Origin of the sequence: Pseudoalteromonas sp. SWXJZ10B (assembly GCF_015864475.1) — a bacterium.
Lineage (GTDB): Bacteria > Pseudomonadota > Gammaproteobacteria > Enterobacterales > Alteromonadaceae > Pseudoalteromonas > Pseudoalteromonas arctica.
In genome coordinates, this window is the sequence record NZ_JADYXD010000001.1 from 140,396 (window position 1) to 164,160 (window position 23,765).

Below are 23,765 nucleotides of genomic sequence, written 5' to 3' on the forward strand. Positions count from 1 at the left end.
CACGGGTTAAATCCGTATTATGCGAGGCTAATCAACAATGGAGCGTCTTCATGAACAAACATCTAATTGCTGCTGCACTTACTGCGGCATCTTTAACACTAGCAGGTTGTGCCGATGAGAGCACAGCTCAATCAGCACCTGCACAGCAACTTCAACCAATTGATGTAGCACAGGTGCTTGTTAAACCAGTACAAAGCTGGCACACATATACAACTCGTTTAGAGTCTCCACAAGAAGTTGCTTTAATGCCGCGTGTATCGGGAATCATCGATAGCATTGAATTTAAAGAAGGCGATGTGGTTAAAGAAGGCGATGTTTTATTTCAATTAGATGCTCGTCCATTTGCTGCTGTGGTTGCTAGTTTAAAAGCGCAAATCAACAGCGCACAAGCTGCCTTAGAGCAAGCTAAAAGTGAAGACAAACGTGCGGTACGATTATTAGACCGTAAAGCAATTTCTACTGAGCAAGCACAAGCGCGTACTTCAACACTACGCCAACGCGAAGCACAGCTTTCGGCACTTCAAGCACAGCTTACATCAGCAGAACTTGATTTAGAATTTACGTCAGTTGTATCACCAATTGATGGCATTATTTCTCGCGCAAATATTACTAAAGGTAATAACATACTTGCGGGTCAAAGCGTATTAACATCAATTGTTTCAAACCAAGCAATGTACGCTTATTTTGATGTTGATGAACGCACATGGAATAGCTCTTTTAATGATGTTACTGCTGCGAGCCAGCAAACTGTTGTAATGCAAAAAGTGGGTCAAAGCGATTTTGCATACAAAGGCTACATTAACTTTATTGATAACCAAATTAATTCATCAACGGGTACATTACGCGTACGTGCAGTATTTAATGAAGACAGCAACCAATTACGCGCAGGCTCGTTTGCACGTATTAAGCTTGCAGCCAACTCTATTAGTGACGCGATTATTATCCCAGAACGTGCAATTGGTACCGACTTAAAAAATCGTTTTGTATTAACGGTTGGCGAAAACAACGTACTTGAATACAAACTTATCACTACAGGTGAGCGTTACGGTGCCTTACGTGCGGTTACATCGGGCCTTAACGAAGGTGATGTTATTGCTGTAAATGGCCCAGCTCGCGTAGGCCCTGGTATGCCAATCTCTCCGCAAACAGTAACAATTGATACAAGTGGTGTGGCATTTACATTGTTAAATGACAACGCACAACTTGTGGCTAAGCAATAAGGTTTATTGATGAAATTCTCGCATTTCTTTATACAGCGTCCAATATTTGCGGCCATGCTGTCATTGGTTATTTTAATTGCTGGTGGTATATCACTATTCCAACTACCAGTAAGTGAATACCCAGAAGTAGTTCCTCCAACCGTGGTTGTAACCGCTAACTACCCGGGTGCTAACCCGACCGTTATTGCGCAAACAGTGGCAACACCGTTGGAGCAAGAAATTAACGGCACTGAAAACATGTTATATATGTTTTCGCAAGGTACCAGTGATGGCCGCATGACACTAACGGTAACCTTTGCATTAGGTACCGATTTAGACCGTGCTCAAGTACAAGTACAAAACCGTGTAAACAGTGCGCTTCCGCGTTTGCCAGAAGAAGTACAACGTTTAGGTGTTGTGGCTGAAAAGTCATCACCAGATTTAACCATGGTAGTGCATTTATATTCACCTGAAAAAACGCACGACACAGCGTACTTATCTAACTATGCCGATTTAAACATTAAAGATGAAATTGCACGTTTACCGGGTGTAGGTGATATTCGCATGTTTGGTGCCGGCAAATACTCAATGCGAGTATGGCTAAACCCAGATGCACTTGCTGCACGCGAATTAACAGCAACAGATGTAGTAACAGCACTTCGCTCGCAAAACCAGCAAGTTGCTGCAGGTAGCTTAGGCGCGCAACCAATTTCAAACGACAGTCAATTTCAAATATTGTTAAACGTTAAAGGTCGTTTAAACAGTATTGAAGAATTTGAACAAGTTATTATTAAAGTAGGCGACGAGGGTCAGTTAACGCGTTTATCTGATATAGCCCGTGTTGATTTAGGTCAAGACACTTACTCACTTCGAGCAGAGCTTGATAATCAACCAGCACTTGCAATGCCAATATTTCAACGCCCTGGTTCTAACGCTATTGAGCTATCTGATCAAGTACGCGAAACAATGGCGCGCTTATCTAAAGATTTTCCTACCGGTGTTGAATACGACATTGTGTACGATCCAACAGTATTTGTTCGCGGCTCAATTGACGCGGTAATTGCCACTTTGCTTGAAGCAATTGTATTGGTAGTTATTGTTGTTATTGTATTTTTACAAACATGGCGTGCATCAATTATTCCGCTAATTGCTGTGCCTATTTCACTTATTGGTACGTTTGCCGTAATGCAGTGGTTGGGTGTCTCAATTAATACCTTATCGTTGTTTGGCTTAGTATTGGCCATAGGTATTGTTGTAGATGATGCGATTGTAGTTGTTGAAAACGTAGAGCGTAATATCGAAAAAGGCTTATCGCCACTTGAAGCAACCCGCGTTGCAATGAGTGAAGTAACAGGCCCTATTATTGCCATTGCGCTAGTACTAAGTGCTGTATTTATTCCTACTGCGTTTATTACCGGTTTATCAGGTCAATTTTATAAGCAATTTGCACTTACAATTACTATTTCGACTATTATCTCAGCGTTTAACTCATTAACGTTATCGCCTGCGCTTGCTGCATTGTTATTAAAATCGCACGATGCAAAACCAGATGCGTTCACGCGTTTACTTAATAAATTGTTTGGTCGTTGGTTATTTAAACCATTTAACCGCGTATTTAATCGTGGTGCTAAAGGTTACGAAAAACTGGTACAAAAACTAATTCGTATGACCGTTGTTGTTATGGTGGCTTACATAGCACTTGTTGGTGGCACAATTAAGTTATTTGATACCGTACCGGGTGGCTTTATTCCACAGCAAGATAAACAGTATTTAGTGGCTATTGCGCAGTTACCTGATGCATCAAGCCTTGATCGTACTGAAGATGTGCTTTCTCAAATGCAGCAAATTGCATTAGAAGTACCAGGCGTTGCACATACAGTTGCTTTTCCTGGCTTATCAGTGAACGGTTTTACTAATAGCCCTAACAGCGGCATTGTATTTACACCACTTGAAAGCTTTGACAAACGTACCGACCCAAGCCAATCAGCGATGGCGATTGCTGCCGAGTTGAATAAACGTTTTGCTGCCATTGATGAAGCATTTGTAGCGGTATTTCCACCGCCGCCAATTCAAGGTTTAGGCACTACCGGCGGTTTTAAACTGCAAATAGAAGACAGAGCAAATAAAGGATTTGAAGCCTTATTTAATAGTCTGCAAGCTGTTATCGGTAAAGCGCAACAAGACCCAGCATTAATGGGCTTGTACTCGAGTTTCCGTATTCAAGTTCCACAAATGGATATTGATATTGACCGTGAGCAAGCGCTAATTCAAGGTATTCCACTTGATGAAGTATTTAACGCACTGCAAATTTACTTAGGCTCTGTGTACGTAAATGACTTTAATATGTTTGGCCGTACCTACCAAGTAAATGCACAGGCTGATGCTGACTACCGCTTAGACCCTGATCAAATACTTAATCTAAAAGTACGTAACCGCTCAGGAAATATGGTGCCACTAGGCTCTGTATTAACAGTAACACCAACAATTGGTCCTGACCGTGTTATGCATTACAACGGTTACCCAAGTGCAGAACTAAATGGTAGCCCAGCGCCAGGTTATAGCTCTGACCAAGCACAAGTTGCTATTGAAAAAGTACTCGCAGACACACTACCAACAGGTATTGAGTATGAGTGGACTGAAGTAACGTACCAACAAGTACTTGCCGGTAACACCATGGTTTATGTATTCCCGTTAGTTGTATTACTTGTATTTATGGTACTTGCAGCGCAGTACGAGAGCTTACGTTTACCACTGGCAATTATATTAATTGTACCAATGACTATTTTCTCAGCCTTATTAGGTGTGTGGTTTGTCGGCTCTGACAACAACATATTCACCCAAATAGCGTTAATAGTACTGGTCGCGTTGGCTTCTAAAAATGCGATATTGATGGTTGAGTTTGCAAAAGATAGACACGACTCAGGCTTATCGCACTTAGAGGCAATACTTGAGGCATGTCGTATGCGCTTGCGCCCAATATTAATGACCTCAATTGCATTTACAGCAGGTGTTGTACCGTTAGTTCTTGCTACCGGTGCGGGCGCCGAAATGCGACACGCAATGGGTAACGCAGTATTCTCAGGGATGATAGGTGTAACCGTGTTTGGCCTATTGTTTACGCCGGTATTTTATATGTTAGTGACTAACAAAAAAGAGAAAGCGCAGGAGAATACTCATGACTAAATTAATGCAAAAAAGACTTAAAACAAGTCTGACCGCCAGTGCAGTATTAGTTGCTGCGTTTTTAGCAGGATGTGCGAGTAAAATAGACACCATGAGCGAGCAAAAAGCCGTTAACGAATTTGTTGCTAAAGCTAATATTGCTAGTAACGTTAGCGTTGCTGATGAGACAAACTGGTGGAAAAAGCTTAATTCTGATCAACTAAATGAGCTTGTTACTGGTGCGCTTGCAAATAACTATAATTTGCAAACAAGGCAGTTAACACTTAAAAGTGCATTAGCGCGATTAGGAGAGCAAAAAGCCCAATACCTGCCGCAAGGTGGCGTAAATGTTGGCGCAGCTCGAAGCGATGCACCAAGCGTGTTTGACCGCCAATCAAGTGCAAACGTTGCACTTGATTGGCAACTAGATTTATTTGGTCGCATAACGGCGTTGGTTGATGCAGCAAATGCATCGGCCATGAGCCAAGCAGAGCAAGTACGCTTATTACAAATTGAAGTTGTTTCGTCAGTCGTTAAAGGCTTTGTAAGTTACCAAGGGAATGTTGAAAAACAACACATTGTTACACTTCAAATTGAAGCGCTTGAGCAAAGTATTGACGTTTTACAGGCACGAGTTGATGAAGGTGTAGCTAACGAGCTTGATTTAAACCGTACGATGGCGCAGCTTAGGCAGCAACAAGCATTAATGCCTGCTATTGAGTATGCAAAATACAGCGATTTATCTGCGCTTGCAGTACTAAGCGGTAAGCTAGCGCAAAATATTGCTATTGAAAACGAGCAAGGCGTGCTTGAACGTGACTTTAGCGTAGCACTAAAAAACGCTAATAATGCCATTGCCTTACGTCCAGATATTAGCCGCGCGCTGTTTGACTTTAGCCAAGCAAATAGTTTAAGTGTTGCAGCTAGCAAAGCGTTATTACCCGATATTAGCTTATCTGCATTTGCAGGGGTTGTGAGTATAGATAGCACAGGCTTAAAAAATACCGATCAACAGTGGCAAGTAGCGCCGCAGTTACAGTGGTCTATTTTAAGTTATCCTGCGCTTTTAGCGCAGCGTGACGCGCAACAGTTTTTAAGTGAAGCTGCGTACAGCGATTATCAACAAGTAGTATTAACTGCACTAAGTGAAAGTGAACTTTCACTGCAATTGTTGGTCAATCAAGCACAGCAAAAACGCTTTGCCGATGAACGTTATGACTTTGCTAATAAAGCATTTTTACAAGCACAAGCAATGTACGAAGAAGGTCAAATTCCTTACCTTGAGTTGTTAGATGCGCGCCAGGATGTTTTAATAGCACAAGAAAATGCTGTTGAAACAACAATTTCTTCACTGCTTGCCAAAGTAAATGCTTACCAGTCATTTAATGGGCAATGGAGTTATGCGTTAAACGACACTAATAAGTAGAGTTATATTGATGCCAAATACTGAAAATTTACATGAATACATTATCCCGCAAACTATGCGCGCTATTGTACTGCCAGAACCAAATGAAGCAATTGACTTAGCGGATGCTGAGCTGCCTGTTCCTATTTGTGCAGATAACGAGCTGCTTGTAAAAGTAGAGTACGTTGGTTTAAATCCAGTTGATGGTCAATTTGCTAAAACAGGCTTTTGTAAATGGCAGTATCCACACATTTTAGGCTTAGATGCCGTAGGTGTTGTGGTTAAAGCTAATAAAGGTGTGTTTCCAAATGTTGGCCAGCGCGTTATGTGGCATGCCAACATTGGTGAGCAAGGTGCTTTGAGCGAATACACCAAAGTACCTAACTTTGCAGTGTCGGTTGTGCCAAGCGGTTTAAATCCGGCCATTGCAGCAACACTTCCATGCGCCGGTATGGCCGCACTTATCAGCTTAGATAAAATAGGCATTAGTGAAGGCGATACTATTTTTATTGAAGGCGGAGCCGGAGCGGTAGGGCAGTTTGCTATTCAATATGCAAAACAGCGCGGTGCAGATGTATTTACCACGGCATCAAAGCGTAACCATAAACTGGTTAAGCAGCTAGGCGCTGATGTGGTTTTTGACTATAGCGATAAAAAGCTATGCGAAAAAATCCGCAGAGAACTTGGCCCGCAAGGCTTTGATGCGGTTATTGATACAATAGGTGGTGAGTGTACTCAGCGTAATATTGAGTTAATGCGTTTTTGCGGACGTATTGCCTGCTTAAATCCGCTCCCTTGTTTTGATCAAGACTTAATGTATCACCGAGCGCCCAATATTAGCGTTGTATCGATTGGTGGTGCATGGCTTGCTAATAGTTTATGTGCACAACAACGTTTGAGTTTTATGGGCAACTTGTTACTTGAAGGCGCTGTTAGTGGCGACATTAAACACCCAGAAATAACGCCCGTAGATTTTAGTGCTGAATCAATATCGCAAGCGCTTAATAAACAGCTTGCGGGTGGTTTTACCGGCAAACAAATTGTTAAAGTAGCCAAGTGAAGCGCTTATACTATTTTATTTAAGCTTAGGTGATTTTAGCTAAATTAATTGTTTATGTAGCCTCTACAAATTGAATAAAAACGTAGCCTATTTGTGCTGCGTTTTTTTATGTCCATCAAAAAATAGATACAGCGCTAGAGCTTTTGCTGTTTTATTCATCATTTTAGTTAAAATACTTTTTTTCAGCGTACAACTGTAAGCCTTTGTGTTTCAACAGTTTACGTTCAGGTAAAGAAAATAAATTGAAAAAACTGTTAATTAATTGAATAGAGCAATTGATCTAAACGATTTTTTATGACGTAATGTAGGTATTATTTAGCTGGTCGGATGAGTTCAATCATGAGTTTACGTACAAAACTAAAAAAAGTATTACCAAGTATTTCTATCACAGAACAAGAAGCGCTAGACGCGGGTGATGTATGGCTTGAAGGTTCTATCTACCAAGGTAAACCTGATTTCAGTGCACTTCGCGACGTACCTGCTGCTACATTAAGCGCAGACGAGCAAGCATTCTTAGACGGTCCAGTAAAAGAGTTATTGGGCATGATTGACGATTCAGTGATTCAAAACGGCATTCATTTACCAAATGACATCTTAGAATTTTTGAAAAAAGAGCGTTTTTTCTCGCTTATCATTCCTAAGTCGTTTGGTGGTTTAGAGTTTAGCCCTTATGCAAACTCTACTATTGTTGGCACAATTGCGACTAAAAGCTCAGCAGTTGCGGTAACCGTAATGGTTCCTAACTCGTTAGGCCCAGGTGAATTATTACTTCACTTTGGTACGCAAGAACAACAAGCACATTACTTACCACGCCTAGCAAATGGTACAGATATTCCATGTTTTGCATTAACAAGCCCAGAAGCGGGTTCTGATGCAGGTGGCATTCCAGACATTGGTACAGTTACTAAAGGCATGTATAAAGGCGAAGAAGTACTTGGCCTTGAAGTCACATGGGACAAGCGCTATATAACGCTTGCACCTATTGCTACCGTACTTGGTTTAGCCTTTAAAGTAATGGACCCTGATGGTTTATTAGGTGGCAAAGAAAGCTTAGGTATTACCTGTGCACTTATTCCAAAAGAGCACCCAGGTGTAGAGCTTGGTAATCGCCATGACCCAATGGGTATTCGTTTTTACAACGGTACTACGCGTGGTAACAAAGTATTTGTACCAATGGATTTTGTTATTGGTGGACAGAAAAACATCGGCCGTGGTTGGCAAATGCTGGTTAGCTGTTTAGGTGCTGGCCGTGGTATTTCATTACCTGCGCTAGGTGTTAGTACCGCGCAAGTTGCATTTAAATCAGCATCTGAATACGCAGCAGTGCGTGAACAGTTTGGTTTAGCCATTGGTCAGTTTGAAGGTATTCAAGAAAAACTAGCCGACATTGCAGGTAAAACATACCTACAAGAAGCAATGCGCGTACTTACAACTGAAGGCTTAGGCATGGGCTTAAAACCATCAGTAGTAACCGCAATCGCTAAATACCACATGACAGAGCTTGGTCGCGACGTACTTGATTCAGCAATGGATATTCAAGCAGGTAAAGCGATTCAAAATGGCCCACAAAATACATTAGCAAGTGGTTATGTTGCACAACCTATTGCCATTACGGTAGAAGGCGCGAATATTCTTACACGTAACCTAATGATCTTTGGTCAAGGTGTTATGCGTTGTCACCCATATTTACAATCTATGGTTGAGTCAATTCACAGCGAAGACAAAGGCGCAGATAAAGAATTTAACGGTATTTTACGTAAAACAATTGGCTACAGCACAGCAAACAGCTTACGTGCTTTCCGCTTAGGTGTTTTACCATTTACAGCAAGTGCTAATTCTGAATTACCAGAAGTACGCGACTACGAAAAAGCAGTACATAAATTATCTGCAAAACTTGCAGTGTACGCAGACTTTTCGTTACTTGTACTTGGCGGTAAGTTAAAACAAGCAGAAATGCTATCGGCACGTTTAGGCGATGTAATGAGCTTCTTATATGCAGCTATGGCATCAATTAAATACTACGAGCAAAAAGTATCAAGTAGTGACCGTGAGCAAGCAGCACCTTATTTCCATTACGCGACTCGTTTTGCACTACAAAGTGCTGAAGAAGCATTGCATAAGTTTTTAGATAACTTCCCTGCAAGTGGTACACGTAAGTTTATTCGTTTTATTACAATGAACTACTCAACTAAAATGCCAAAAATTAGTGACGATTTAATCCGCGAACTAGCTAAGCAAGCTCAGCTAGATACCGCATTTAAAGCGCAAATCACGCATTTAGTTAAACCAGTAGTGGGCGATGGCCATCATATTAATGAGCAAGCTTACAAAGCTAAAATGGCATCACTTGGCGAACTGGCTAAAGTTAAAAAAGCATTACGTGCTAAAGTAATTAAACCAGGTATACGCTTTAACATCACGCTTGATAACGCACTAGCGGCAAACGTAATCACGCAAGCTGAACACGTTCAGTTAATTGATTACAACATCAAACGTGAAAAAGCGATTCGTGTAGATGAGTTCGATTTTGATATGAACCTACTAGACGATAACGCACAGCCGATTAATCCGCTTAAAAGCGTAGTTAATCAGTAAGTTAAAGTAATAAAATTCAATGATGCAAAGCGCCCGCAGTATCGGCGCTTTTATTTTTGAAAAGTATTAGTGTGGAGCCCCGCTTGTGTAAAAACAAGCGGGGCTTTTTTATGTTTTTAAAATGGAAATAGATGACGGTATTGGTTTGAAAGTGAATATGTATCTGTAGAGGATTAAAAAGAGACGCTTATAATCTTGAAAAAGGGCTAACAACCCCGTTAGCACCTTGCTGCAATACATGAGTATAAATTTGTGTGGTACGGACGTCACTGTGACCTAGTTGTGTTTGTACTGTGCGGATATCAGCGCCGCTTTGCAGCAAATGCGTAGCGAAAGAGTGACGCAAAGTATGTGGCGTAACGTGTTTGTTAATATGTGCATCAAAAGCGGCTTTTTTAACAGCGCGTTGTAATTGCTTTTCATCGATATGATGGCGCCTTAATTGCTTACTCTCGGGATCAAGACTTAATTTATGTGATGAAAATAAATATTGCCATCCCAGCTGCTTATTATGGTTTGGATATTTTTTACGTAACAAATGCGGCATATAAGCGCCGCTATATAAGGGGTTTTTCAGATCTAATTGCAGGTAACTATCAACTAATTGTATTTGAGAACGTAATTGCGGTATGAGCTCTACTGCAAGCGTTACAACACGATTTTTACCTCCTTTGCCATCCCAAATTCGAATGCAGTTATAGTCAAAGTCAATATCGTGAACTCGTAAACGCAGTACCTCCATTAATCGCATACCACTGTACCACTACAGTTCAAATACGATTCTACTTGAGTGTCTCCCATAGAGCTTGGGTGCTGCATATTATTAAAGCGGATATAGCTAGCTATCCAAAAAAGATAAGCTTCAATAGTGCTCTTTGCATACCGTTTGCTATACATATGGTCTTTAATCATGGTTAGAAAGAGAGATTTCATAAATGATATTCAACTTTTAAAAACATACTGTATATATAGACAGTCGTTCGTGTTTTGTCCAATAACATTATTAAAAGTCGTTTTGGTGTATTTTAACAACAATAACTTTACAAAATACGTAATTACCTGTTTACATAGAAGTTGTTTAGTGGAATTATTAAGCAATGTAATATACGCCGTTTTGGGGTGTTATAAACCCCCAAAGTGGTGTTCAATAAGCTGTTAGTAGCCTCAAGGAGATATGGTGCTAAATCGTCAATCAGATATAAATGAACTATTAGCAGAGTCTTTTGAGCTATTGCAACAAATCGAAGAAGGCTATGCTGGAGCTAAAAATAACGAAGAAATTATCCAAATAGCTAAACCTAAGGTGAAAAGTTGCCTTGAGCATCTTCGAAGCTGCCTTGATTACATTGCAACAGATTTATCAGGTATTACTAATTCGTCTAAAACACCAAGAGATATTCATTTTCCTTACGGAAAAGATAGAAAAATATTTATAAAAAGTTTAAATAGAAACCTCCCTGACCTCTCTAGTAATTATCAAGAAATAATTGAAAATATTCAGCCTCATACTTCTGGGGATAAATGGTTACTTCATCTTTGTAAAACGGTAAATTTTAATAAGCATACTGAGCTACAACAACAAGACCGAGTTAATAGTGACAAATCTACAACTACCGTTGGTAACCTCGTAAGAATGGAAGGTGGTGGTAATTTAACTATAGGAAATATATATATAAACGGGGAACACAAAAACCCAAAAGGACCACTAGTTGTCACTAAAGATAAGCCTATTAAAGACATTGTTGATGAAACCGGTCTCGATATACCTATAGAAAGAAAATACGAATGGGTTAGGTTTGTACTTAAGGGGACTGCATTAGATGTACGTGAACTATTATCGGTATCCCATAGTAAAATAACTAATTTAGTTTCAGAGATCTATAGCGCATGATCGGCTACTAACAAGTCACTCAAAAGGACAAAAAACAGTTGGTTTTTGCTCCTGCGTCGCTTATTTTAACCAACTATTTTTTGCCTCTTAGTGAGGCGTTAGTTGCCTTATGAAAATTGTGCCGTTATTGGGATTGAACAATATTGAGTTTGGTGATCCCAAAGATAAAGCTATCGAGATATTTGGGAATCCAGATTTAGTTGAAAATGAGTTGGGTAAAGACGGGGTTAGTTCCGAAATTTGGGAGTATCACTCAAAAGGAATACATTTGTATTTCGATCCTGATTCAGCCTTCAGATTATGGGGAATTTCCATACACGCTGAAACTGCCCAGTTAAATGGTATTAAACCAATTGGGCTTAATGAGCCTGACCTATTAACTCATTTTCCAACTTTAGTTTTAGAAGTGAATGACGGTATATTTAAAGAATATGTAGAGTCATCCAAGGAGTTAGTGTTTTTCTTGCGCAAAAATATAGTAAATCGTATAGATATTTCACCCAACCTAGATGATTACCTTAATAGGTTTGGAGATGTCGGCAACTAACAAACGCATTAAATCTGACTCCGCAAGCAGGCCGTTTTTTGCAAAACACACGGCGCAAAAAAGCGTCCAACTTGCTCCGCTGTTTATGCGAAGCGTTAGCTGCACAGAAAATTGCGGCATATTTCAATCTATAAGGATATTAAAATGAACAAAATGATCAAATTAGGCCTATTTACGTTAGGCTCTGTAGTTTCATCAGTTTCTATTGCGAATGAGATTTCTTCTGATTATCTTAAAAAAGAAATTGAATTAGCTCATACTCAATACATACAAGGCTCTATTGAAAGTGGACTTTACGCACTTCAAGCTCTAGCAAGAATCCTAGAATCAGATAGCACTAGTTCCAAGCTTGGGCCAAATAACTTGTCATTTACTTATCTAAGAATAGGCTTACTACACGAAAAGGCTGGTAGTGATTCCAAGGCAAAACCATATTTTAATAAAGCTAAAAGCTCCTATAGCGGTAAAAAAATTGAAATTCCTCAATTAAAAGAACTGGTTTCAAAACTAGACGAAATGCGCAGCTAACAAGTCATTAAAGCAGGAAAATTTACAGTTGGCTGTTTTCACTGCGTTCAACATTTTAGCCAACTATAAATTTCCTCTTAATGAGGCGTTGAGGTTGTAGAATTACTCAAAAGTGGAAAGTAACGGATGATTTTTGTGTTCATACAGCCTTTAAAATTCACTTTCTAGTGGATTATTCCCTCAGATTTCACGTAGCAACGCAATTTGAGGCTAAATTTTTAATAAATTCTGAGGTTGCTATTTCTAAAATAGAAAATCTACAGGCTCGTTAGCTGGAAACTTAGAATTGGAGTTGTCGTGCAGAAATTACAAACCTTCTACAAATATAAATCACTTGATAATTTTGAATTTCTACTTGATTTGATTATCAAAGAAAGAATATATGCGGCAAGTCATCATGAACTAAATGATCCTATGGAAGGTGTTGTAAAGGTAGATGGGACTATTCCTAAAGAAAAAGAACAAGAGTGGGAAGAGTTAATAAAGAAATTCAGAATAGTCTGCTTTAGTAGGGATAAAGACAGCCCCTTAATGTGGTCGCATTACGCCGATGGAGCTAGGGGTTGTGTTGTTGAGTTTCAATTATTAGAAAACCAAATTTTTCATAAAGTCTCATATTTAAAAAAACCTTCAATAACAGAAAAGCATATATCAATGGATAAGGCAGCAGAAATCCTACTGTATAAAGAAAAGCCTTGGAAGTATGAAGCTGAAAGTCGATGTTTAATTGTTGGAGAAAAAAAGTTTTTGCTAATAACTATCAAATCAGTAAGGTTTGGTGGAAGAGCTGAAAAGTCAAAAGTTGATATGCTTGTCCACATATTGAAACTCTGTAAACCAAACCTTGAAGTGTTAATAGAGAGCAAGCAAAATTTAAGTAATAACATAAGATGGGTTTCTAGAGGAAGGCGAACTTATGTTAAAAGACCAGATAGAAGTCAAGATTATTGCCCTAAGTGCGATGAAAGGGAAGATATACAAAAAGATTTTTGTCGCTAGTACACGAGGCTTATTAGTTATGAGCCGTATACCAGCTAACAAGTCAATTTAAACGGAACTAAAACAGTGTGCCATGTTTCGTTCCTCAACAAGTTTGGCACACAATTTTAGTCCGCTTAATGTGGGCGTTTGAGGCTGTAGAATTACTCATTTTTAAGAAAAACAGCCTGTTTTATGGGTTCCAAATGCATTACCTAATGCTTTAAAAACGCTTAGAGTTAACTACAGGAGCTCGCTTTTTTAATTGAATTTGGCTGTTGGAGTTATTCTACAGTCTCGTTATGTGCCTATGCTTTGGCTCTTCTATATATGGGAATATTTATGAATATTAAAATTAAATTTTCGGTACTATCGTTATTTACTATGTTAAGTTTTTCGTCATCAGCTAGTTCTAGTGATTATGCTGGGACTGCTCATGTAATTAAAGGTGAGGCTGAAGTCAACGTTTCAACGTTATTTACCTGTAAAAACGGACGTTCACGTCCGTCTCCAGTCGGCATTAAAAAATATGATAATATTGAATATCTTGTTCCTGCAAAGGTTCAATATGAACAAAAGAATTTTGCCACAGACCTTTATAATGAATGCTCGAAGGTAACCCCAAAATCTTTATCTGAGGTTAACTTGTCGTCCGTACCTATCATAGAAGTAGATAAAGATGGGGAAGTTATTACTGGGTACATATTTGCAGATAATTACTTTGAATTATTTATAAACGGTAAGTTAATAGCCGTGGATCCTATACCTTTTACTCCTTTTAATTCCAATATCGTGAAATTTAAAGTTAAAAAGCCATATGATATAGCAATCAAAGTTGTTGATTGGGAAGAAAATTCAGGCTTGGGTAGTGAAGATAACCGTGGTAAACGTTTTCACCCTGGAGACGGTGGCTTTATTGCAAGCTTCTCAGATGGTACGAAAACCAATTCTAAATGGTCAGCTCAAACTTTTTATACCTCTCCTGTTTATGATCTGAAGTGTGCTAAAGAAATAGGAGATCAGCGTTTAACAACAAAATGCAGTACCAATGGTGCGGATAAGTATATTGAGACCTATTCGTTACATTGGGATATCCCAGTAAATTGGAAATTAAACGAAAGTTACTTATCTTGGCCAAATTCAGTGGAATTTACGGAAGATGAAATTGGTGTTAATAATAAGAAAGCTTATATGAATTTCCAAGAACAGTTCTCAGGTTCTGGTGCTTCATTTATTTGGTCAAGCAATCTTGTTTTAGATAACCTTGTATTATTCAGGTATCGAGTTAAATAAGGCACATAACAAGTGACTATGGTGTCAATTCCTAATTTCAAGCCATTTTAGGATCCCACATGACACCATCTCTCACCATAGAATTTATGATTACTATAAGCTTTCTTATACAGGCAATAATAGCCACTTTTTTAGGTTTCCCTGCCGCGACTAGCCGATGATAAATAGCTTTAAATTTAGGGTTACATTGGATAGCTGACATCATTGCCATATACATTGCGGTTCTAATTTTCGGTCGTCCACCTCGTATCATCCGTTTACCCTGATAAGCACCACTTTCTCGATTAAATGGTGCAAAGAATATAAACAAGACACCCACTCTAAATTTTGCGCTTTTCGAAGTTAAAGACTAGCCTTTGTTTAGTGCAAAAAACAAGCAGAGTGTCTTATGGCAATCGCAAGAAAGCGTCAAGTAAGTTTGGTTGATACAAAGTACTACCACTGTATTTCACGTTGTGTACGCCGTGCATTTTTATGTGGCGAAGACCGTTTTACAGGCAAGTCTTACGAGCATCGTAGAGGTTGGGTTGAAGACAAACTGCTTGAGTTAGCTAAGGTGTTTTGTATTGATGTATGTGCTTATGCCGTTATGAGTAATCATACCCATTTAGTACTGTATGTTGATGATAAGAAAGCGAATAGGCTGAATGATAAAGCGATTGTTATTCGCTGGCATAAACTCTGTAAAGGCACATTGTTAACGCAAAAATATGTACAGGGTGAAAAGCTAAGTAAAGTTGAACTCATCTTTTTTAATCAAACAGTAAAGGAATATCGAGAGCGCCTATCAAGTATTAGCTGGTTTATGCGGTTGTTAAATGAAGATATTGCTCGCAGAGCAAATAAGGAAGATAACTGTACTGGCAGGTTTTGGGAGGGTAGATTTAGCTCACAAGCACTGCTTGATGAAGCCGCACTTGCCGCCTGTATGGCGTATGTAGATTTAAACCCCATTAGAGCCAAGATGGCTAAAACGCCAGAAGAGTCAGACCATACCAGCGCTCAAGTACGCTTAATATGCGCAAAAGAAGGCAAGCAGCCAAAACAACTCCTTCGTTTTGCAGGGATGCCACGTCAAATAATGCCAAAAGGGCTGCCGTTTGAGCTTAAATCGTACCTTGAACTTGTTGAATTAACAGGACGTTGCATACGAGAAGACAAGCGAGGGTATATTGAAAGTACACATTTGTCTTTACTGGAAAGGGTGAATATATCTCCAGAAAACTGGTTAAAGCTTACAACCCAATTTACGCGCGTATTTCGTGGTGCAGTGGGCAGGCCAGCCTCACAAGAAGCTTATTGTGAAAACTTAAAGCGAAAGCGGCGAGCGAATATCAGTAACTGCGAAAAGCTACTGGCATAAAACGTAAACTACTCAGTAAAACTATTCAATAATAAATTACAACTGCACCATGCAGTCATTTTCATGCGTGCAATTTAGATTAAGAGCGCTAATGACTTATTTGATGGATGAAATGAAAATAACCTGTCGATAAAAGATATATTATTAACCTACAAATTAAATTTAATGGCAACATTTTGTTTGTTCAATTAAAGTGGCTGTCTAGTTTATCTGGTTTATCTGTTCATATAAAAAAGCTGCAAAACACGATGCATTAAGAAGGGGAAGCCCTTTTAACCTAAATAAAAGCCACTCAACCACTCGTAATCCCTTCCAAAACGCCAATTTAAACAACACCAAACACTTCTTTATATGCTGCGTAAAAATACAGTAATCGATTGAACCAAAATAGGAACTCAGCTATGGTTTGTTTATCAATAAAAACAAACAAAAAACGAGTTAATCTACAGGCTCGTTAGGCGTTTCTCAGGTTTGGAGTTCAAATGGGATCTAAGTTTTGGTTTGTTAGAGCATTAAAAGTATTTCTTGGAGTAGCTGCTTTACTTTTTATAGTTGAGTTGCTTAAACAGCATTCAGTCCAAGAAGCATTAATTTTTGCTTGTATTTGGTCTTCAATCACAACAGCAATATTTATATGTTCAAGGCTATATCAATCACGTAAAGGTGTAGAGTGTGCTTTGTGCAGTGACATTCCAAACAAAAGTGATAAAAACACCTAACAAGATAATTGGACTCCCAAACTCTACACTGAAGTAGAAATTATTTTTCGGAGTTCAATTATGAATAAGTTAAGAATTGGTGTCGATTTAGCTCATAAATTAACAATTAAAGTGGCTGTCTAGTTTATCTGGTAAAACACGATGCATTAAGAAGGGTAAGCCCTTTTAACCTAAAATAAAGCCACTCAAGCCCCGTAATTCCTTCCAAAACGCCAATTAAACAATATCAAACACTTCTTTATATTCTGCGTAAAAGTACAGTAATAGATTGAACCAAAATAGGAACTCAGCTATGGTTTGTTTATCAATAAAAACAATTAAAAAACGAGTTAATCTACAGGCTCGTTAGTTTACTAGTGAATTAAAATAGATATGAGTCTAACTAAAATTATATTATTGTCATCTTACTCATTATTCTTTGTTTGTGGGATTTTGACTGGAAGGAATAATAGTGAAGATTGGATTGCGTCTTTAATTCTATATAGCATGACTCACTATTATATTTTACCGTTCTGTACGGGTAAGCCAATGTCCTTACCTTATTCAAGTGAAATGGCTAACAAAGATGAAAACGATGGTTACCGTTACTTGTTGTTTGGTATCTCTTTTGTTTTAGCTTTAGCTGTATTAGCAAATTAAATAGATAAGTAAACTAACAAGGCGTTCTAACAGATAATGCTCCTCACCCGTTTTAGTGGACACCTCCTCATCACTTTGATGAGGCTAAAATGCCTAGATATACTCAACCTAGGAAGACATGGTTTTACCCAGTTAATTTCAAAATCAAAGTGCAGTGGCATAGTGATTTTGGCCACTATTTACATACAAACTTGTATAAAACCAAGTGGGGATTTTTTATGCCTTAGTTTTATTAAAAACGCCCACTAATGTTAAACTACAAAAAATTTAATTACTTAATATTACCATGGCATTTTACATTCCTTTATTACAACCACATTTTAAGCACATTGAAATTGGCGATACGTTAACATCACTTTGGAGTGGCTGTGGCAGTATTGTGCAGTGCCAGCTTGATGATAAAGCCTGTGTTGTTAAAGCTATTAAAATACCCAGCTATATACACCACCCTAAAATTAAGCAAAGCGAATTTGCGCTTGAAAGAAAGCAGTATTCCTATAGCGTTGAATACACTTTTTATAAGCTTTATAGCCAGCATTTACCAGCACATGCGCAAAGTATTGAATGTATAAGCGCAATTAATAAAGGCGATGAATATGCGCTGGTGTTTAAGGACTTCACCAAACATGGATTTACTCAAGCGGGGCAGCAACATGTTAAAGCTATATTAAAATGGCTTGCACACTTTCATGCGTTTAACTTAAGTAAACCCGCAGATGGATTATGGCAGCAAGGCAATTACTGGCATTTAAGCACGCGCCCAGATGAGTTTAATAAATTAAAAACAACGGATGATAAAAAGTCCGATATTAAAAATGCTGCACATAAAATAGATGAGCAACTACAACGTTGTGCGTACAAAACGCTGATTCATGGCGATGCAAAACTTGGTAACTTTGCAGCAAATGAGAGTGGTAAAATACTCGGTTATGATTTTCAGTATATAGGTGCAGGTTGCGGGATAATTGATGTAATGTATTTTATGACCAGTTGCTTAAGTGATGCACAATTACACGAAAGCGCTGATGAGTATCTTGCTTATTATTTTGATAATTTAAAGAATGCTATTGCTACTTATCACCCTTTAGCACCTGCCGATAAAATAGCTGACGATTGGCTCGCTTTATGGCCTGCTGCATGGGCTGACTTTTATCGATTTTTATCTGGCTGGAGCCCTGAGCATCAAAAAATAAATAGTTATATGCAACAGCAAGTAAACAGCTGGTTAGCGAGTAACATTTAATAAACACAAAGGGTTAATGGCTTGCATAAATATCAAGCAAAACAATACATTTTGGCACGATGTATGAAAATCTCTTTAAAACTACAGGTCAAATGACCTTTTTTAATATAAAATACCGCAAATTCTTCTATCACTAGGTTTACATCATGGCTATTCACGTTATTTCTCACCCTCTTGTTCAACATAAATTAGGCCTAATGCGCGCGCATGGTATTAGCACTAAAAGCTTTCGTGAATTGTGTTCTGAAGTAGGTACTTTATTAACCTACGAAGCAACAAAAAACCTACAGTTAGAAGATAACGAAATTACAGGCTGGGATGGCAATAAATTAAAAGTAGAGCATATTAAAGGTAAAAAAATTACCGTAGTGCCTATTTTGCGTGCTGGTCTTGGCATGATGGACGGTGTAATGCAGTTATTACCAGCGGCTAAAGTAAGTGTTGTTGGTCTTGAACGTAACGAAGAAACACTAGAGCCAGTACCATATTTTGAAAAGTTAGTAGGTAATATTGATGAGCGCTTAAGCTTAGTTATTGACCCTATGCTTGCAACGGGTGGCTCAATGATTGCCACAATCGATATGCTTAAAAAAGCAGGCTGTAAAGAAATCAAAGTAATTGTACTAGTTGCAGCACCAGAAGGTGTTGAAAGAACACTTACAGCTCATCCAGATGTAGAAATATTTACAGCCTCAGTGGATAGCCACTTAAACGAAAAGGGCTATATTATCCCTGGTTTAGGCGATGCGGGCGACAAAATATTTGGTACTGTTTAGGAGTCTTAAGTGCAAAATAATGACACCTTTTCAATAAAAACTATTTTAACGGGCGCGCAAATGCTGTTTGTAGCATTTGGTGCGCTGGTATTAGTGCCGCTTTTAACGGGCTTGGATCCTAATGTTGCGCTTTTTACCGCAGGCATTGGTACCTTGCTGTTTCAGGTAGTGACTAAAGGCCAAGTGCCTATATTTTTAGCGTCATCATTTGCCTTTATTGCACCTATTATTGCCGCTGTGCAAATGTGGGGCGTGCCGGCCACTATGGGCGGCTTAATGGTGGCGGGTTTTGCTTATATGCTTTTAAGTTTATTAGTGAAATTTAAAGGCGTTGCAACGCTTCATAAAATTTTACCACCTGTGGTTGTAGGCCCAGTAATTATGGTTATTGGTTTAGCGCTTGCACCTGTTGCTGTAAATATGGCGATGGGTAAAAGTGGCGACGGCAGTATTCAAATTATTGATTACACCAGCGCTATTTATATTTCGTTGTTCTCGTTAGTGGTTACGCTTATTTTTGCAGTATGGGGAAAAGGCGTATTTAAGCTTATACCTATACTAGCAGGGGTTGTAGCGGGTTATTGTTTATCGCTTGGTATGGGCGTTGTGCAATTTGACGCAGTGACTAACGCACAGTGGTTTGCTGTACCAAACTTTACTTGGCCTGAGTTTAAATGGCAGGCTATTTTGTTTATGGTACCTGTAGCAATAGCACCTGCAATTGAGCATATTGGCGATATGATGGCTATTAGCCAAGTAACCAATAAAGACTTTTTGAAAAAGCCTGGGCTTCATCGTACTTTGTTTGGTGATGGCCTTGCGACTTCTGCGGCATCATTATTTGGTGGCCCGCCTAACACTACTTACTCAGAAGTAACGGGGGCAGTTATGCTTACCAAAAACTTCAATCCTAAAGTAATGATGTGGACAGCTGTTATTGCCATTATTTTAGCGTTTGTAGCTAAAATGGGATCTGGTTTGCAAACTATTCCTGTGCCAGTAATGGGCGGAATTATGATTCTACTTTTTGGCTCTATTGCTGTAGTGGGTTTAAATACATTAGTTAAGTCGGGCGATGATTTAACAGCACCACGTAACTTAAGTATTGTTGCACTTATTTTGGTGTGCGGTATTGGCGGTATGCATATTGGTGGCAGCCAATTTAGTTTAGAGGGCGTAAGCCTTTGCGCTATTTTAGGAATAGTACTTAACTTAGTATTACCAAAAGCAGAGCCTGAAAAAGTTTAATTTTGCACATTAGCTAAATAGATTGCACCATAATAGCGCATTTATAATGCGCTATTTTTTTAACCTATTAATAAATATATAAAAATAATAATGGTCTAGTATCTGCATTTAACTCCCAGACGCATTGTATGCAAAGGAGTAACTATGTCAGAGGCCAATATTGTGGATATAACCCCGTTTTTAGCAAAACACCAACTGCCTTTAAAGTATCAATATTTGAGTGAGCAATATTTTGTTCCACTTGCGCATGACATCCTCGAATCTAAAAAAACAAATACTCCTATTTTTGTTGCCATAAATGGATGCCAAGGCTCAGGAAAAACAACACTCGCTGATTTTTTAGTTACCTGGTTTTCTAAAAACACACCGCTTAACAGTGTTGCATTGTCGATTGATGACTTTTATTTAGCAAAACAAGCACGTACTGAGCTTGCCAAAGATGTACATCCTCTTTTTACTACTCGCGGAGTACCGGGAACTCACGACGTAGCTTTAATGAATAGCACAATAACTAATTTACTGGCAGGAGAGGTAAACGTACCGCTTCCACGTTTTAATAAACACGAAGACGACTGCGTGCCAGCAAGTGATTGGCTAACAAACGAAAAGCCAGTTGATATTGTTATTTTAGAAGGGTGGTGTGTAGGCAGTGAGCCACAACCGCTGTTTTCATTGAGTGAGCCGCTTAACGAGTTAGAGCAACAATTTGATAAAGAGGGCGTTTGGCGCCGCTGTATAAATAGCTGTTTGGCAAACGAATACAAAGCCGTTTTTAACCTAATTGATTATACCGTTATGCTAAAAGCACCGAGTTTTAGTGATGTTTTTACATGGCGGCAAGAGCAAGAACAAAAGCTAATAGCCAAAAAAGGTGAAGGCTCAGGCACCATGACTAACGAGCAATTGGTGTATTTTATTTCTCATTTTGAGCGCATTACGCGTGAGAACTTAAACACACTGAGTGCTAAAGCAAACGCTTTAATTGAACTTGATAGCAATCGCGATATTAGCGGTATGCACCTAACAAGTGATGACACCCTTCAACCTATTATTTTTACAGATTTGGACGGTACATTACTCGATCACGCCGATTACAATACAAATAATATCAGTGAGTTATTACAGCAGCTGCAAAATGCGCATATTCCTGTGGTGTTTAATACCAGCAAAACTTTTTGCGAAGTTATAGAGCTTAAAAACGATTTAAATATTCAACAGCCTTTTATTGTTGAAAACGGTGCAGCGGTATTTATTCCAGAAGACTATTTTGAATTAAAGCCAATTGGTTGTAAAAAAGTAGGCGCGTACTGGTGTTATGCAATGGCAAAGCCGTTATCGAGTTTATTAAAGGACTTAAATACTTTAAAGGCGGATTACAAAGCGCATTACAAATTGTTTAGTGACTTATCGAGTGAGCAAATATCAGAGCTTACTGGTCTTAGCGATGCACAAGCAAGACGCGCACAAACTCGCGATTATTCAGACCCTCTTTATTGGTATGGCAACGACGAATTACTCACAGCCTTTGTAAACGATGTTGAAGCACTCGGCTACGATATAAAAATTGGTGGGCGCTTCATTCATATTGCCAAAAATACCGATAAAAGCGCTGCACAGCAGTGGTTAGTTAAACAGTTTACCCATCATTTCAGAAAGCCTCTCACGGTCATTGCACTTGGTGATAGCGATAACGATAAGCAAATGTTAGAGCATGCAAATATCGCCATTATTATCGCTAATCCGGCGAGTAAAAAACCGGTTAAATTGTCGCACAATAAAGCACGATACTCTCAATCGCCAGCACCGCTGGGCTGGATTGAAGAAATAACATCGTTGCCGTGCATTAGCATTATTTTAAGTATTTCTGAGGAGCAAACATCTCATGGCTGATTTTTATCAAAATGGCATTATTACAACATTACATAATATTGCCGACAGACCAATAGAAGATCTAGAAAAAGAGCTACTTACTTTTAGCAAGCAGCGCCCAATGGGATTAATACTTCCTTCGTTATTTAGTGAACTTGAAGGCCCTGCGCTGCAAAATATAGTTAGCGAGTTGCGTGAAGTACCGTATTTGTCACAAATTACTATAGGCTTAGATAGAGCCGACGAAGCACAGTACCGCCATGCACTTGGTTTTTTTAAAGAGCTAAACCAAAACCACAAAGTATTATGGAACGACGGCCCACGCTTACAAGCACTTGATAAAGAATTACAAGAGCTAGGCGTTGCACCGCGTGAGCTTGGTAAAGGCCGTAACGTGTGGTACTGCATGGGCTATAAATTAGCAACAGCAGAGGTGGAATCTATTGCGCTGCATGATTGTGATATTTTAACCTACGACAGAAGCTTACTTGCTCGCTTAATTTACCCCGTTGCGCATCCGCGTTTTAACTATGAATTTTGTAAAGGGTTTTACCCGCGTACTGCGAATGGCAAAATTAATGGCCGTGTATCGCGCTTATTAGTAACGCCTTTGCTTCGCTCCTTTAAAACAATTTTAGGCAATACCGACTACCTTGAATATATGGACTCTTTTAGGTACCCACTTGCAGGTGAGTTTTCGTTTAGACGCGATGTTTTAAACGATATTCGCATTCCAAGTGACTGGGGCCTTGAAATAGGCGTACTGAGTGAAATGTATCGTAATTACTCCCATAACCGCTTATGCCAAGTAGATATTGCAGATAATTACGATCATAAGCACCAAGAACTTTCACTTGATGACCAAAGTGCAGGTTTGTCTAAAATGTCGATTGATATTACTAAGGCATTGTTTAGAAAGCTGGCAACTCAAGGTGTCACTTTTACCAGCGAAACAATTCGCTCACTAAAAGCAACGTACTACCGTATCGGTCTAGATTTTATTGAAACCTATCACAACGATGCGTTAATGAACGGGCTAACGCTTGATGTACACCAAGAAGAAAAAGCAGTAGAAATGTTTGCACAAAATATTATGGAAGCAGGCCAACACTTTTTAGAAAACCCAATGGAAGCGCCATTTGTACCAAGTTGGAACCGTGTTGTATCAGCAATGCCAGACGTACTTGAGCGCTTAAAAGAAGCCGTAGAACTAGATAACGAAGAATATAGTTAACCTGTACGCAGGTTAA

At 39.0% G+C, this 23,765-nt stretch carries 17 protein-coding genes and 2 pseudogenes; 17 read left to right on the forward strand and 2 right to left on the reverse strand.

Features of this window, described 5'->3' with window-relative positions; translation table 11 throughout:
- Positions 1-50: 50 nt before the first annotated feature.
- From I6F54_RS00620 to I6F54_RS00640, 5 genes are all read left to right on the forward strand, one after another.
- Positions 51-1,220, forward strand: a complete 1,170-nt coding sequence (locus I6F54_RS00620; protein ID WP_165729476.1) for an efflux RND transporter periplasmic adaptor subunit — start codon at positions 51-53, stop codon at positions 1,218-1,220.
- Between the two features lie 9 nt (positions 1,221-1,229).
- On the forward strand, positions 1,230-4,382 hold the full coding sequence (locus I6F54_RS00625) for an efflux RND transporter permease subunit (protein WP_165729477.1): 3,153 nt from the start codon (positions 1,230-1,232) through the stop codon (positions 4,380-4,382).
- Positions 4,375-5,787, forward strand: a complete 1,413-nt coding sequence (locus I6F54_RS00630; protein ID WP_197139352.1) for a TolC family protein — start codon at positions 4,375-4,377, stop codon at positions 5,785-5,787. Before I6F54_RS00625 ends, I6F54_RS00630 begins: the two co-directional genes overlap by 8 nt.
- A gap of 10 nt (positions 5,788-5,797) precedes the next feature.
- Positions 5,798-6,826, forward strand: coding sequence for a zinc-binding dehydrogenase (locus I6F54_RS00635; protein ID WP_197139353.1), 1,029 nt, complete (start codon positions 5,798-5,800; stop codon positions 6,824-6,826).
- A 339-nt stretch (positions 6,827-7,165) separates the two neighbouring features.
- Entirely contained in the window at positions 7,166-9,421 is a 2,256-nt protein-coding gene (locus I6F54_RS00640) for an acyl-CoA dehydrogenase (protein WP_197139354.1), read from the forward strand.
- Between the two features lie 187 nt (positions 9,422-9,608).
- Here the strand turns inward: I6F54_RS00640 and I6F54_RS00645 are convergent.
- Positions 9,609-10,354, reverse strand: a pseudogene (locus tag I6F54_RS00645) (integron integrase).
- A gap of 241 nt (positions 10,355-10,595) precedes the next feature.
- On the opposite strand from I6F54_RS00645, the gene I6F54_RS00650 reads away from it, so the two are divergent.
- From I6F54_RS00650 to I6F54_RS00670, 5 genes are all read left to right on the forward strand, one after another.
- Positions 10,596-11,312 carry a hypothetical protein gene (locus I6F54_RS00650; protein WP_231616967.1) on the forward strand — a complete coding sequence of 239 codons (717 nt, stop codon included), beginning with the start codon at positions 10,596-10,598 and terminating at the stop codon, positions 11,310-11,312.
- A 109-nt stretch (positions 11,313-11,421) separates the two neighbouring features.
- Positions 11,422-11,859 (forward strand): hypothetical protein, encoded by a 438-nt coding sequence (locus I6F54_RS00655; RefSeq protein WP_197139356.1) that lies wholly within the window; start codon positions 11,422-11,424, stop codon positions 11,857-11,859.
- 144 nt (positions 11,860-12,003) lie between these two features.
- The gene (locus tag I6F54_RS00660) at positions 12,004-12,387 is read left to right on the forward strand and encodes a hypothetical protein (RefSeq protein WP_165729621.1); all 384 of its coding nucleotides are present in this window, start codon (positions 12,004-12,006) and stop codon (positions 12,385-12,387) included.
- Between the two features lie 297 nt (positions 12,388-12,684).
- Entirely contained in the window at positions 12,685-13,386 is a 702-nt protein-coding gene (locus I6F54_RS00665) for a DUF2971 domain-containing protein (protein ID WP_166421944.1), read from the forward strand.
- 321 nt (positions 13,387-13,707) lie between these two features.
- Positions 13,708-14,658: a hypothetical protein gene (locus I6F54_RS00670; protein WP_165729605.1), complete on the forward strand. Its 951-nt coding sequence runs from the start codon at positions 13,708-13,710 to the stop codon at positions 14,656-14,658.
- A 37-nt stretch (positions 14,659-14,695) separates the two neighbouring features.
- On the opposite strand, the pseudogene I6F54_RS00675 reads toward I6F54_RS00670, so the two are convergent.
- Positions 14,696-14,989, reverse strand: a pseudogene (locus tag I6F54_RS00675) (transposase); the annotation flags it as partial.
- Positions 14,990-15,046: 57 nt separating this feature from the next.
- Between I6F54_RS00675 and I6F54_RS00680 the strand changes: the two are divergent.
- The 7 genes from I6F54_RS00680 (at position 15,047) to I6F54_RS00710 (ending at position 23,749) form a co-directional block, all read left to right on the forward strand.
- Positions 15,047-16,021 (forward strand): transposase, encoded by a 975-nt coding sequence (locus I6F54_RS00680; protein WP_197139357.1) that lies wholly within the window; start codon positions 15,047-15,049, stop codon positions 16,019-16,021.
- Between the two features lie 482 nt (positions 16,022-16,503).
- On the forward strand, positions 16,504-16,740 hold the full coding sequence (locus I6F54_RS00685; RefSeq protein ID WP_197139358.1) for a hypothetical protein: 237 nt from the start codon (positions 16,504-16,506) through the stop codon (positions 16,738-16,740).
- 925 nt (positions 16,741-17,665) lie between these two features.
- Entirely contained in the window at positions 17,666-18,622 is a 957-nt protein-coding gene (locus I6F54_RS00690) for a phosphotransferase (RefSeq protein WP_165729564.1), read from the forward strand.
- A 146-nt stretch (positions 18,623-18,768) separates the two neighbouring features.
- On the forward strand, positions 18,769-19,398 hold the full coding sequence (gene upp, locus I6F54_RS00695; RefSeq protein WP_007580883.1) for a uracil phosphoribosyltransferase: 630 nt from the start codon (positions 18,769-18,771) through the stop codon (positions 19,396-19,398).
- A gap of 9 nt (positions 19,399-19,407) precedes the next feature.
- Positions 19,408-20,646 carry a uracil-xanthine permease family protein gene (locus I6F54_RS00700; protein ID WP_007580880.1) on the forward strand — a complete coding sequence of 413 codons (1,239 nt, stop codon included), beginning with the start codon at positions 19,408-19,410 and terminating at the stop codon, positions 20,644-20,646.
- Between the two features lie 144 nt (positions 20,647-20,790).
- Complete coding sequence (locus I6F54_RS00705) at positions 20,791-22,536, forward strand: HAD-IIB family hydrolase (protein ID WP_165741446.1); 1,746 nt, start codon at positions 20,791-20,793, stop codon at positions 22,534-22,536.
- On the forward strand, positions 22,529-23,749 hold the full coding sequence (locus tag I6F54_RS00710) for a glycosyl transferase (protein WP_002958673.1): 1,221 nt from the start codon (positions 22,529-22,531) through the stop codon (positions 23,747-23,749). The genes I6F54_RS00705 and I6F54_RS00710 overlap by 8 nt, the downstream gene beginning before the upstream one ends.
- Positions 23,750-23,765 lie beyond the last annotated feature (16 nt).